We start from the raw sequence: 13,993 nt of genomic DNA, 5'->3' as shown, positions 1-13,993 counted from the left end.
CGAAGTAAAAATGGAATAACCGAAATTCCATTTTAAAGAAAGGAGATGAGCGAACGCTTAGAATGCTTATCTTTCTAGACTTAAGCTGGGCGTTTTTTCAGTGTGATGACTCTGCTGTCTTTAAATTGTTTTTTCGGTTTACCAGAACGCTCGCAATGCCTGACTAACCAAGCTTGCACTTCCAGTTTTACATTACCCGTGTGTGAGCGAGTGAATGCCAGGGTCATAAAGTGTTCTTTATTCTGATAGTAATTTTTCAGCATGTACCATTTGCTGACGAGCTCCGATTTTGTGCACCACACATCTCCGTATTCAACGCCTTCATTGTGACCTGAAAAGCGAGGTAGGTTTTTCACTCTCCTAGGTGTCGCAGCGGAAAACGTTCCACCATCGGATGCAGGAATGTTCGACATTGGAGAAGAAATGACTTCATGCAGAATAGCTTTTTTACTGCCAATCTTAACGCTGGCAATTCGGCCGTAATGCACATCCCCCGACAAACACAGTATGTCGTTTCCAGATGCGGCTAATGCATCAAGCAGTTGCTTGTACTGGCTTTCATAGTTGGCGAGGTTGTAGTCCGACTCAGTACCCGGTTTAACGATAAGTGGTTGAGGCAACACTAACACGCCCACTTTATCGAGGCTTTTTGCCCAGTCGATAAGCTGTTTAAACACCTTACTGGTGGTCAGCGATTTTGGTGGTTCACGTTTGTCTCTGTCTGTTCTTAAGTCCACAAAACAGAAAGACAAATCGTCACCAATATCGAACGTTCGAAATGGGGTAATCTGCTGCACGTTTTTAACGCCATCTTTCGCGCTTTTCGTCCACGCTGCTTTGATCTTTTTGGATAAAGTAATCGCCCACAAGTACGGGTTGGTGCCTTGGACATACGGATAGTTATTCCAATATTCATGATCATCGGCTAAAAACCAACACCCACCATGTCGGTACATCTTACGGTTGATATCCCACGTTTCTTCATAATCCGTCGCGATTCGTTTATGGACTTCATTAACCACGGGTGAGAGTGAGTCCACCCCAATATCGAGATACACTTGATCGCCAGTAAGAAATTTAACATGAGGTTGCTCTTCAGGTTTTCCCTGAAAATACAAATGAGTGTACGCTTTCGCCGCTTGTCCCTTCTCATGCTTGCCGTTGTAAAAGCAACTTCCGAGCATGGCTACAAAGGGTTCGGTTTCTGAAAGCGAAGTGGGTAAGGTTTTGAGTGTGCCTGTTTCTAGCACTGTTTCCTGAATGGTTTTACTGTGATCTTCACTGCAGCTAAACGTGTGCTCACCGCGAACAAAATCGACGTAATACGTTTTATTGGGCTCTAACCCCGTGATCGTCACCACCTTAAAAAAGCGCTCACGTAGTTTTGTAAATGGTCGTTCCCAGTCTTGTTTCTGTATGGGATAGGTAGCGATGGGCTGACGCTCTCGCTCAGTGATAGGCTGCGTGAACACGTTAACGGTAAAGGTGTCCGGTTTACCTTGGTATTCAGATAAGGTACCAACCCAAACTTTTGCTTGGTGTGTCCCTACCTCTTGAATCACCAATTTCCATTTGTTTTTGCTCATCATCAATCCTTTGCTCTATCAGGCGATAAAGCAGGATTCGCCTATGTTATATGGAATGTCCGCCTGTTATTCTTTATGTAATTGTTATTATTGTCAATTGCCAATGTGAGAGCTATATCCTGTTAGCTCAATAAAGAATTAACGTCTCCTCTTCCAAATTTCTGTGATTGTAAACTTCTAGAAACATCCCGGCTAAATTCCACTCATTTTACAAATTTTGTTTTTCTTTTTTATCAATGGGTTAATTGTAATTAATTGTTTTATTGCGACTTGTACCAGCAGTGTTAAGGAAGGCTTGTTTCATATAATTTAATGAGGAATTTATAATTATTGTGTATGCGTTGCGTTTTCTGATTACTTATTGAGATATGTCTCGAAAAAAAGACCGTTTTTTATCTGGTGAGGTAACTCATAGAGATCGCAAACAGAAGCTTTAGTGTAACGCCGTGTAATAGACTGTGGAACTCTTTTTCGGAATTCTAGGTGTTTTATTTTTAATTCTATTATTTATGGAGGGTGGTTATGGAAGATACGATATCCCGTTATAGAGAGAGGGAGCGAGTTTTTCAAGTGGCGATAGATTATATGATGGGCAGGATAGGAGAAAAAATAACCCTAGTAGAGTTGTGTAAATATGTAGGGGTAAATCGAAATAAAATGATTTCTCTGTTTCGAAGGTTTACCAACAGTACACCATTTGAATGGTTGCGGAAAAAAAGACTCGATACTGCCAAAGCTTTAATTGAAGAATCCGATGCACCAATATCCATTATAGCTATGGAGGTTGGGTATTCTGATGCAAATAACTTTTCAACAGCATTTAGAAATGAATTTGGCATTAGCCCAAGGAGATATCGCGAATACTTTAATAGAACAATAGAGCTATCTTAAAAATCATAAGGATGGTTCGATAAGGATTTTCTATCTTAGCGATGAAAAATAAATCACCAATTTTAATTGGTTTTAACGTAACAAAGGAATATTGAAATGAAAGAGAGTGTCATTATGCTAGTTGGATTTGGTAAATAAATTTTTTAGAAATAGAAAACGTTTTAAAGAAAAATGGGTGTAGAGTAAAGTATACAACTTTATCTGACATATCAGAAGAAGTAATTAATTCCGTACCCAATGCTATTATTTTAGACGTTATGGAAGAAAACGAACCGATTGCTTCTTTTTCAGTGTTAAGAAAAGCTATCCAAGGTATTTCTAACCCTCCCGTGGTTCTTGCATTGACTCACGCATCTGAAAACAACAGGCGTTCTATTTTTGAAGAAGGTTTTACAGATTATATTAGCTACCCAATTGTTCCGGAGGAAGTTATTCGTAGAGTCAGTGCAATTAAATACATGCCTGCCGCCATTCAAACACCACCGTTAAGCAAAAAAGAAATACTGGTTACCAGAGCTATAAGCATATTGAAATCTCGCCTTGATGAAGATATTACATTGGGGCAACTTAGCCAAGAGCTCTCCAGTAATAGAAACACCTTGTCTGAGGCATTTAAAGATATCGTTGGGCAAACCATATTTTCTTGGCTACGCGAGCAGCGTTTACAAAAAGGTGCAGAGTTGCTTGAAAAAACGGAATTGAATGTCACCCATATATCACTGGATGTGGGGTACAATAACGCCAATAACTTTTCTTCGGCTTTTAAGCAACACTTCAATTTGACACCACTTCAGTACAGAAAGCACAGGCTTAAACTAAGGCAAGAACAAGTACGCCATTTGATGCCACAAAGTAACGACTGAATACACCCACGGTTAAAATCTTGAAACTTGCCCTACTTGCAATCGCAGGTAGGGCATCAATTTACTCGTTCAAAAACGCTACCCGACGGTTGAAGCGATCTTCAGGCACTTGTCGCCAAAGCTGGCGGTTGCACAGTACGGTATAGAACCCAGCGAAATTGTTGCTGGCAACATAAGACTGAATCAGCTTTCGGCTGTTGGGCGTGTAATCTCCGCGGTATCGCAAGTCCACCAGCACGGCTTTTATTTTGTTATTCAGCGTATCCCAGCTCACATCCCCATAAGCCGCCACGCAATCACTTTTGCTGCAAATCCGTTTTACATCGGCTAATAGGGATTGATAACTGATGGCAAACAGCTTTTCCTGTTGTTCAACGGTAATTTCGTCATCATCAAGTTGGTTATCAGCAATAAAATCAGATGCTTGTTTACCACTTAACCCTGAAGCACCCGCTAACTTTTGGGCTTTCGCTAACGGTAACCCCGCTTCACAAAGTTGGTTGATAATTTGGCTTGTACTCTTTTCCTTACAGTCGTACCCACGCCCAATGGTGAGCCCAGAAGATCCAGAAGGAACATGAAGCTTACGGCTGTGGTAACGCCCTCCTTCGGTGCCTTCGGCATCGTAGGTGAGTTTACCTAACTGCAAAATCGTTAGGGTATCTTGATCGTGTTGAGGTTGATTGAAGTGAGTTTCCGGTTCCTTATTCATGTTCGGCGTACCCTTTGCCATTCTATCAAGCGCACCAACTGGCGTTTCAGCATTTCCTTGTTCGCTCTCAGTGATATTCGCGCGTATTTCGGTAACAGGTTGCGAGTTGGGTGGTATGCTATTCGCGTTCTCTGCAACTTTTGATTCGTACACAACATGTCTAGCAGGGCGTGGATTCGCATGATACGACGAGCGCTTTCCTCGCTCACCAGATGGCTGGCTTTTGAACAGTTGTTCCACCAATTCCAGCAGCCTGGATAAAAAGCGGTAAAGCACATCTGAGCTGAACCCGCCTAAAATGGCGGCGAGCGGTTTGTCTAAATCCACCATGGTACTTTCACTTCCAGCAGCGGCCTGCATTTGCCCTAAAGGCAAAAGTTCCGCGATCATCAACCCACTCATAAACCCCATGATGATTCGAATCCAGTAGGTTGAGTTAAACCGTGGGTCGTACGTCATGGCATCGATATACAAAAACAGCTTGTTCAAATTCGAGAAGGTTGCCCCTAATCCGGCACAACAAAGTAAAAACAGCAGGTTTAGCAGTAGGGAAATGCCTGAATTTTCGAACAAATCCTTATTGATGGTTTCTCGGTTGATTTCGGGGGAAAGCGCGAGTGCAATGGTCATAACCACGCAGAAAATCGCCAGCCCCGTCAGTTGCCGAACCAAGGTAACTGGGCCAAGAAACCCCAACATACCTTGCTGCTGCTCTTGTTGTTTTATCAACAATACTGAACGGGGCTGTGCTGGCTCTATCAGTTCAGCCATCATTTGGTGGTAGTCGGTTAACTGTTGGAGATCGTCAGCGGTATATGGGGATGGGTATTCTTCCCCTTGCGTTTGATTTTGCTTAAACAACAAATGATCCAAATGATGCAACATTCCAGCAGGTAATGGCTCGCCCAACCCTGTTGCGTGCTGCACCATGGCGTTCAGTTCGTTGATTAGGGTGTTGATTGTATTGTTCATAAGCTTTAACCGTTCAAACAGGGGGTATAAAATTTCGGTATTTGCGAGATCCATATTTTCAGAGAATTGTTACCTATACCCAATTACTAGTTATTTTTAGGGTATAAATCAGCTGTCGATTTTTTAGGTTAATATTTTATGGAAGAAATAAAGTGAGCTAAGGAAACTAATTTAGCTCACGTGTTAACTTATTAAACCAAAAAATCATTAGTTACATTTTTATTTTGTACTTTGTGGAACACCTTTAAAGTAATGAATATTAGTTATATCTTTTAATTTCTTGGTTACATCGTTTTCTGTCCAAATATTATCTCCATCTAGTGAATATATTGAAATTGAAATTTCACCATCTTGTTCCACAGTTTCCTTCCAGATGCGGCAGTATTCAATAGCTCGAGCCAGCGGAACTTTTGAATCAAGGGGTTTAGACATTTTTTTACCGCGAGAGTTAACTAAATGTTCAGGGGATATTAATTTGTTTATTGCTGATACCCCGTCAATTGCAATATCTGTCTGATCTTTGATATATGTACTATTTCCATCCATATGTAGTGAATTTAGTATGTTGTAGCTATTGTTTATATTTTCACTTCTAATACTAAGGTAAAAGTGAGGAGGAAGGCCGTTTCTATTTTTCGTTTCATTATTAATAAAATCATCTAATTTGCCATTTTGGTCACAGTGATGAATTTCATTGTCAACTTTTGCACCTAATAAATAAGTAAGCCCTTTTAAATCTTTTGATTTGGCGTTTGGTAAAATGAAGTTTCCTGGCATAATAATACCTTCTGTATTTATATATAAAGACTATATAGCTCAAGTGCTGATAAGCTATCTCATATTTATCATTTTGATATGATAAAATTGTTAAATTATTTTGTTTAAAAACCTAGTTCTGAATAATGAGTTCTACATTTATATAGAACAAGGTGTGCATTGCGTTTTAATTGCTTCTTGCTCATAGGTAAAACATTAATCAGAAAAATGTTATTACCCAGAACTGAGGTTAATAAGGTTTCTATGGCTGCTTAGCTCATTACACCTTGCAATGCACCTTTGCCCGCTTTTTTCAGTACGTCGAATACGCCGCCCCAAAATGCAGGGTTAACGCCGGCTGCTTGCGCGGCTTCTAAACGGTTTGAACGGTCTACGCCTGGTGCTTGAGTTGGTAGTTTCATGGTGTTCTCCTTATTGGATATGGGTTAATTAAACACATTGTTGTGTTGGGTAAGGTTTTAAATACGCTTCATCTTTCACGAGCAATGGAAGTGAACATGAAGCGGGTGGCATTCATTCAGTGAAAGAAGAATGAATGCCTGGGTGTTGCTTAGCTCATCACGCCTTGTAGCGCGCCTTTACCGGCTTTTTTCAGAATGTCGAAAGCCGTTCCCCAGAACGCAGGGTTTACGCCTGCTGCTTGCGCGGCTTCTAGGCGGTTTGAACGGTCTACACCTGGTGCTTGAGTGGGTAGTTTCATGGTTATCTCCTTATTTAAGATAGAGTGGGTTAATGGTTGGGCGTAACGCCCGGTTAAGGGTTTCAATTAATATGCGTGCCACATGCGCACTTTACCGACGGTGACGGGCATAACGTCACTCACGTCAATGGTGTAACGGTAAAGCTTGCGAGCTGCGGTTAAGCGCTCTTTCGGGTTAAAGAATTCGAGTACTACGTCTAGGCAAATCGATTCTGGGCGAGTGATGGGGCTTTGGTCTGCGGTAATTTTGTTCAAGAAGAGGTTTTCTTTGAATGCATCGGCAAAGATCTCTTTCATTTGGAACGCATTGGTGGCGGCAAAATTAATGGCGCGCTCTCCATCAATTTCGCCACGGTTACGCAACTCGTAGTACACGCGGTTTAGGAAATCGGACATCTGCTCGGTTTGTTGAGCGGTGACACTTTCTGCATTGCCTGATGACAAATTGGTGTTTTCCCCATAAACAGAAACCGCAAGCGCTTGCGATGTCCAATTGAACATGCCGCGCAATACTGGCGAAATACGTGGGATCACTTGGCCATTAAACAGGCGAGTTTCACCGGTGATCACACCAGCAATGGAAACGCGCTCGACGCCTTGGGTTTCTTGGTCGTGTAAGAACTGCACGAGGCGCGCAAACTGCAGCACAGCAAACTGGTTGTCTGGTTCAATGGCGTATACAGGAATGCCATCGATTTTGAGTGTCCAGATCAGGGCATTCGATTGCTCAACGTTGTCACCTGTACTGAGGTGCCTTGCCATATGCACTGGGTCAAACGGGTGTGCGTTTTCACCGCCCATCACTTGCGTGAAGTAGTCTAACCTCGCTTCGGAGCCGAAGTCGTAGCCAATTTCACCAATCGCGAATACTTTATTTAGCTGGCTGACTACTCGTGCATCGGTTTGCTCGCTCTGTGGCATAACCGTTGTTGCAGCACTGTGCGGGGAAATATGCCCAGCTGGGTCGTTAATTTTAGGCAAGTTTAGTCCAGATGAAGTCGGGACTCCTGCTTGCCCAGACGTGTTGCCGGACTGCACATTTTTGACAGAGCTAGGTGTAATTTCTTCTAATAATGCGTGTTCTTCTTCGGTTGGTAGCACCGCATCAAGGGCGTTACGCTCTTCCGTGCTGGGTGCAAGTACTTCGGTGTGCTTCGGTTCATCAGTAGGCATTGTGCCCCTCCTCGTGTTAGGTAATTTCTGGTGTTTTAAACGTTTTTTCTGTACCAGTTGCGCCAGTTTGTGTAGGTTCAACCGGTGATAGGTTTGTTGGTTGTGCAAAAATTGGGTACTGGAATCAAACAACCATTTCACTAACTCATCGGGCGTTATTTTTATTTCTGCGGATTTCGTCATGTTGAGTAATAGCGCATAAACCCCACACACTACGGGTGTGGCGAAGCTGCTCCCATTTACTATGGAAAAGCCGAGTTGAGGTAATGCCACAGGCATGTCCACGCCTGAAGCGAGCAACATCTTTCTCTGTAATTTGGTGCCGTGGTTGTTGAATGAAGCCAGTTCACCTTGCTTGTTACACGCTCCGACCGCTAGTACAGAGGGGAGTGATGCGGGTAAAGACTCGCTCCTTTGCCCGTCATTGCCTACCGCGGCAATCACTTTAATGCCTGCTTTGTCGCACGCCTTAATCGCATGGCGTAGCTGATCGGATCCGTGACCATTCACGGATAAACATGCACCGCTGATGTTGATCACATCACACTGGTGTTTCACCGCTTGATGAATGGCTTTACTGAGCTGATATTCAGAGCACCCCTTCACTTGTCCATCTGGCGTTTGTGAAAAAACGGGAATACTCACTATCTCAACTTCTGGTGCGACCCCTATACCCGAGCCAGCTAATTGGCTGCAAACTGCCGTTCCGTGCTTGCTTCCTAGAGGTTCATGCTGATTCACGTGTTCTATCTTCAAGTGCTGAAGTAATGGGTGATGGCTATCAATATCGCCATCGATAACGGCAACTTTTACTCCTTTTCCTGAGTGCCCCCATTCTTGCAATTGCTCAAGCGGAAGAGAATTATTTTCAGTTGCAAACATTTGGGTACGCTCCGTCACATCCGTTTTATTTAAGTTGGTGTGGATCTCAGTTTTGTGTTCTGCCCACCGCTTAGAAATAAAAAGGAGCAGTGAGAAGTTCCGTTTAATAGCTCAGTGCATGAAGCCGTTGCCATTCGATGAGAAAGATATTACCCGGATAGCAGGTTTAAAAAGTATTCCAAATACATTTGTTTCTCTTCGAAATGCATTTTTGAACGTGAAAGCATTAACGTTGTATGTTTTTGGAAATAATATTGTGCAGCAATCAAATTCTAAAGTGCTCATGGTTAGTTGATAATAAAGAACTACATTGATTAGTGATAAGGAAAGTAAAGTGAAAAATGAAAGAATATATTGGCGCGTGGTCGCGTTGATATCTATGTTTATAGCGGTATTGATTATGGGAATTTGGTATAAGGTGGATACAGGGTATCAGCCCAATCAGGCTCAGTTAACTTCTGTAGCGCAGGCAAAGAATGAGATATCTAAGTTATATCAAAGCCAAGGGCAATCGATTGAGCATAAAGTGAATGTACCAACAGGAGTCTTTATACATTCAATGCATTTCGATTCTGCCAACGATATTTATTTTAATGGCTACCTTTGGCAGAAATTCCCAAAAGGACTTGATATCGGAGAAGGGCAAACCTTTATTTTTCCCGAAGAAGTTAAGGGTATTAAAGTACCAGTTGTAGAGCATGATGTACTAGTGGGGAATGAACGCGTTATTGTTTGGTATTTTGAAGTATTAGCTCGCCAACCGTTTAATTACAGCCATTACCCGCTTGATCATAAAACCGCATGGCTTAAAATTTTGCCCCCAATTGGTGAAGATTGGGTATTTATTTCTGATCTATCTGGATACCCTAAAACGGGCTTACAAGACAAGTTTGGGCTAGACAACAATATTGTGTTAGGTGGCTGGAAAGTTGATGATACTTTTTTTGATTATAAATTAAACACATACCAAACAAATTTAGGTTTTCTCGATACCATGCTTGGTGAGGTACCTGAACTCCACTTTAATGTGGTGCTAAAGCGCAAATTTAGCAATGCGTTTGTGGTGCACCTTATTCCCATGATTACTGTATTTGTTTTATTGTTTGCTCTTTTATTGACGTTAAGCCATTGCCCCAAAAAAGAAGCGGCACATGGTTTTTCTATTATGGGCATTATAGGCTCAATTGCCGCCTTATTTTTTGTGGTGGTGTTGTCTCATGCAGAGGTTAGGACCCAATTTGCGACGCAAGAGGTGGTCTACATTGAGTTTTATTACCTAACGATGTACGTATTGATGATACTGACCGTGGTGGTGAGCTTTATCTACAACGTACCCAATCGCTGGTTTAGCCCCTTGGTTGCGAGAGATGCGCTATGGATTAAGCTTGCCTATTGGCCGGCGAGTTTATTTGCTCTGTTTATCGTGAGCTATTTGGTGCTCATGCATTAGGCCAGCTCATATAAAGTGTATTGGCTTTCAACTAAGATACCGATGGATAGATATCATTGTTCCAAATTGAGAGTCGGTTATTCAGGTGAAAGCCAAATAAGCTCACTTCTGGTCGCGTTAATTCTGTTATGCCCAGCCTCAAATAATTTGGAAAAAACGCCCTATGCCTCTGTCTGTTTTCTCTGATTTGACGCTAGAGTTCGGCGTTGAATTTCACGCCTTCTCCCCCTTTTAAGAAAATGCAATCGATACCATTCCTAACCACCTTTGCCTTGTTCACAATTACCTTTGATTAATTCACCGATTGCGTAAGCAGTATTTTTTACGTCTTTGTGATTATTTACAGTGCTGGGTTGATTAAAGGTACTGATTGAGGCTAAGCCAGCAAATAGAAGATTATTAGAGGTGAGGTTGTAAGAAGAGTCACTTTAATTGAATTGCTAGTTTTACATATATGGAGAGTTTTATGGACGGCTATTTAGGTCAAGTTATGTTGTTTGCTGGTGATTATATTCCAGAAGGGTGGCTGCCATGTGATGGCAGAGAACTGCCTTCAGGGGTGATTTTGGAAGGGCAAGAAAATCCATATCATGCATTGTGGCATGTCATTGGTAACGCGTTTGGAGGTAGTAAATTTCAGAGTACATATCGGCTTCCTAACTTTATAGGGCGGGCTCCTGTTCACTATGGTCGAGGTATGGATCGAACGCATGTTTTGCCGGATGGATCTCGTCACACACATCACCATCATTATAGATTTGGCCGAGAAGGTGGGCATATTGAAGCACGCTTGAATTCAACCAACCTTCCGAATGCTGAAATTACGCTTGAGGTGACAACTGAAAATGCAGATCTAACCAGTCCTACAGAAAATAGCCATTTAGGTGTTGTTAATAAGAAAGGAGCATTTACTACAGAACAGTTTAATGCTTTCAAAGAGAGTCCAGATAAAAGCAAGTTACAACAAATCAAAGCAGGCACTTTGGCGGGAAGAGGGTCTCCTATATACACAGAGAGTCCCTACACGGTGATTAACTATTTGATTTGCTATATCGGCATTAGTTTGCCAGAGAACTAAAGCTGGAGTATTCGCACTAGTCGTTAATTTGTACCAATTTAATCTGAGAACATAATGAAAAAATACATTTACAAAAGTTTTTGTAAACTAGTCGGAATATGCATTCTGTTATATGCAAATATAACGATTGCTCAGGCATCAGAGCTTGTTTTTACAACTGAAACCGGAGGGGACGGATATAAGCGCATAACTGGCGCTAAAACTGTTGCTGGAACTGAATTAAGTATTGAGGCGAGTATTCAAAGCGTTCAAACAGACGATATTCAGGCTCTGGTTTTCCCTACAGAAGTACCAGAAAATCATATTTTAAATTTTAACTTCACTCATAGTGTCTATGGTGCTGAAAAAGTTCACTTCAAAGTGGCTGGCGCGGGAAAGAAAATAAACTTCAATGCTTTTAAAGTTTATGTTCAGTTAGCTAACCCTCAAAAACCAAATTTTTCCCTAACTATTAGTTCAAGTACACAATCAGATGAGTGTCTTGTTACGTTTAATCAGGTTGCTACATGTGAATTAACAAATATTAAAGCCTTATCATCAGATGAGTTGATTATTTCAAATGTTAATTGGCCCCACCTAACATCAATACCTATCTATTTTTTTGGTTTTGATGCGAATGATGTAAACGGCAATGCAGCGCCGTCATTTACCGCAGGCAGTACCACCTCGCTCGTTGCCAATGAAAACAGCAGTGCGGTAGCCATCTCAAACCTCACAGTAAATGACGAGAACAGTGACGATACGTTAACTTGGTCCCTTGACTCAACAAACCAACCCCAAAAAGGTATTGTCAATATTATCAGTGGAACCGTCACCGGATCGGGTTCTCCTGCTACAGCCACGTACACACCTAATGCGGGTGAAACGGGCAGCGACAGTTTTGTGATAAAAGTCAGTGATGGGAATGGTGGTGAAGACACGATTACCGTTAATGTCACCATTAACAATGTGCCTGAAGTGGTGAATATCACGCCGCCAAACGCGAAAACCTATGGTACGGGAGAGGCACTTACGTTTACTTATGTGCTGGACGAAGTGGTAACCGTCACTGGTGCACCTAGATTAGCATTAACCATAAATGGACAGACCAAATATGCGACTTATCAATCTGGAACTGGTACTAATTCGCTAACATTTATTTACACCATTGAAACCGGAATTGAGGTGATGGGTATTAGTGTTGCGAATGGTATCGACCTCAACTCAGGAGTAATTAAAAATGCAGCGAACCTTACGCTGTCTACCACCGGTTTAAATGTTGATTCTGTGAACCAATCTTTACAGAATATTGTCATTGATAGCCCGTCACCCCTAACACCTACATCGATTAATGGTTTTACCGATATCACTGCAACCTATGGTGATACAGCGATAAGTCTAGGTGCGGTAACAAACTCGAGTGGAAGTATCTCATACAACATAGTAGGTAGTGCAAATGGTACAACATTGGATGGCAATACCGTTACTTTAGGTAATGCTGGTACTGTGAGTATTAAAGCCAGTGTAGCTGAGACTCCAACCCATTTGGCAGCAGAAAAAAACATCACGCTTACGATAGCTAAAGCACCGTTGACGATTACAGCGGATGATAAATCAGCTCTAAAGTACGACATGATTTTACTGGATGAGAGCTTTTACACCTTCTCTGCCAGTGGTTTCAAAAATAGTGATACATTGAGCTCTCTTACTGGGACAGTGAGACCCACTAATACCGGCGGTTACTATATGTATCCTCTTGGCACATACCCCATTAAGCTTGGTGGGGTGTCATCCTCTAACTACGAAATCCGTTATTTAGAAGGGCAGTTGACAATTACAGAGCTAGCGGTTCCTACACTCACTTTTGGTAATATCAACAAAAACTATGGTGATGATAATTTTGCACTAGGCGCAACGGTTGATACCAATGTTGCTATTTCATACAGCATAGTAGGTGAAGCAAATGGCACAACGCTCAGTGGTAACACCGTTACTATAGGTAATGCGGGTACTGTAAGCATTAAAGCAAGCGTAGCTGAAACATCAACTCATGCCGCCACTGAAAAAATAGTGACGTTGACCGTTGCAAAAGCCCCTCTGACGATTCAAGTTGCAAATACAACTCGTAAACAAGGCGAAGCCAATCCTACTTTCGAGCTAGCACCGATAACGGGGTTTAAAAATGATGATTCGCTTTCCAGCCTAACAGGGAGTGCTCAGTTTAATACAGCTGCGAACAGTAGCTCGGAGATTGGTACATACGATATAACGGCGAGTGGCTTGAGTTCTGTAAACTATGCGATCTCTTTTGCAAAAGGTACGTTGACTGTTATTGCAGCAAACATAGCTCCAGTGATTACTGGCACGCCAGCAACAACCGTGAACGAAGACGAAGCGTACCGCTTTGTCCCAACCGTGACGGATGCGGACAATGGCGATAGCCACACCTTCAGCATTGTGAACAAGCCATCTTGGGCAACGTTCAACACGGCAACGGGTGAGCTTTCCGGTACGCCAACCAACGAGCATGTTGGCAGCACGCCGAATATTGAAATTTCGGTAGAAGACAAGGCTAAAGTGAAAGCCAGCCTAGCCGCGTTTACGCTGACGGTCACCAACGTGAACGATGCGCCAGTGATTTCTGGCACGCCAGCAACAACCGTGAACGAAGACGAAGCGTATCGCTTTATCCCAACCGTGACGGATGCGGACAACGGCGACAGCCACACCTTCAGCATTGTGAACAAGCCTGTTTGGGCTACGTTTAACAAGGCAACGGGTGCGCTTTCCGGTACACCAACTAACGAGCATGTAGGCAGCACAGCCAACATCGTGATTTCAGTGGAAGATGCCGCCAAAGCGAAAGCCAGCCTTCCTGCGTTTACGCTGACGGTGACCAACGTCAATGACGTTCCTGTGATTTCCGGCAT

At 42.5% G+C, this 13,993-nt stretch carries 11 protein-coding genes; 5 read left to right on the top strand and 6 right to left on the bottom strand.

Annotation, left to right across the window (positions count from 1 at the left end):
• Positions 1–80: 80 nt before the first annotated feature.
• Complete coding sequence (locus tag Q8W40_RS11225; RefSeq protein WP_305397230.1) at positions 81–1,586, bottom strand: hypothetical protein; 1,506 nt, start codon at positions 1,584–1,586, stop codon at positions 81–83.
• Positions 1,587–2,108: 522 nt separating this feature from the next.
• Between Q8W40_RS11225 and Q8W40_RS11220 the strand changes: the two genes are divergently transcribed.
• Positions 2,109–2,477 carry a helix-turn-helix domain-containing protein gene (locus tag Q8W40_RS11220; protein WP_305397229.1) on the top strand — a complete coding sequence of 123 codons (369 nt, stop codon included), beginning with the start codon at positions 2,109–2,111 and terminating at the stop codon, positions 2,475–2,477.
• A 257-nt stretch (positions 2,478–2,734) separates the two neighbouring features.
• The gene (locus Q8W40_RS11215) at positions 2,735–3,340 is read left to right on the top strand and encodes a response regulator transcription factor (protein WP_305397228.1); all 606 of its coding nucleotides are present in this window, start codon (positions 2,735–2,737) and stop codon (positions 3,338–3,340) included.
• A 61-nt stretch (positions 3,341–3,401) separates the two neighbouring features.
• Here Q8W40_RS11215 and Q8W40_RS11210 read toward each other — a convergent pair whose 3' ends face one another.
• From Q8W40_RS11210 to Q8W40_RS11190, 5 genes are all read right to left on the bottom strand, one after another.
• Complete coding sequence (locus Q8W40_RS11210) at positions 3,402–5,024, bottom strand: hypothetical protein (RefSeq protein ID WP_305397227.1); 1,623 nt, start codon at positions 5,022–5,024, stop codon at positions 3,402–3,404.
• A 219-nt stretch (positions 5,025–5,243) separates the two neighbouring features.
• On the bottom strand, positions 5,244–5,801 hold the full coding sequence (locus Q8W40_RS11205; RefSeq protein ID WP_305397226.1) for a hypothetical protein: 558 nt from the start codon (positions 5,799–5,801) through the stop codon (positions 5,244–5,246).
• Between the two features lie 251 nt (positions 5,802–6,052).
• Positions 6,053–6,202 (bottom strand): hypothetical protein, encoded by a 150-nt coding sequence (locus tag Q8W40_RS11200; RefSeq protein WP_022611397.1) that lies wholly within the window; start codon positions 6,200–6,202, stop codon positions 6,053–6,055.
• Positions 6,203–6,351: 149 nt separating this feature from the next.
• Positions 6,352–6,501: a hypothetical protein gene (locus Q8W40_RS11195; protein WP_022611398.1), complete on the bottom strand. Its 150-nt coding sequence runs from the start codon at positions 6,499–6,501 to the stop codon at positions 6,352–6,354.
• Positions 6,502–6,567: 66 nt separating this feature from the next.
• Positions 6,568–8,556 carry a PatA/PatG family cyanobactin maturation protease gene (locus Q8W40_RS11190; RefSeq protein WP_305397225.1) on the bottom strand — a complete coding sequence of 663 codons (1,989 nt, stop codon included), beginning with the start codon at positions 8,554–8,556 and terminating at the stop codon, positions 6,568–6,570.
• Positions 8,557–8,890: 334 nt separating this feature from the next.
• Here Q8W40_RS11190 and Q8W40_RS11185 point away from each other — a divergent pair, with 334 nt between their 5' ends.
• From Q8W40_RS11185 to Q8W40_RS11175, 3 genes are all read left to right on the top strand, one after another.
• Positions 8,891–10,006, top strand: coding sequence for a hypothetical protein (locus tag Q8W40_RS11185; protein WP_305397224.1), 1,116 nt, complete (start codon positions 8,891–8,893; stop codon positions 10,004–10,006).
• Positions 10,007–10,472: 466 nt separating this feature from the next.
• Positions 10,473–11,084: a phage tail protein gene (locus Q8W40_RS11180; protein ID WP_305397223.1), complete on the top strand. Its 612-nt coding sequence runs from the start codon at positions 10,473–10,475 to the stop codon at positions 11,082–11,084.
• 54 nt (positions 11,085–11,138) lie between these two features.
• Positions 11,139–13,993: MBG domain-containing protein (locus Q8W40_RS11175; protein ID WP_305397222.1), on the top strand; the 2,855-nt coding region annotated here is incomplete at its 3' end.

It is taken from the genome of Vibrio penaeicida, from assembly GCF_030689305.1.
Classification (GTDB): Bacteria; Pseudomonadota; Gammaproteobacteria; order Enterobacterales; family Vibrionaceae; genus Vibrio; species Vibrio penaeicida_B.
Note: the sequence above shows the minus strand (reverse complement) of the source record. Positions and strands in the feature narration are given on the sequence as shown.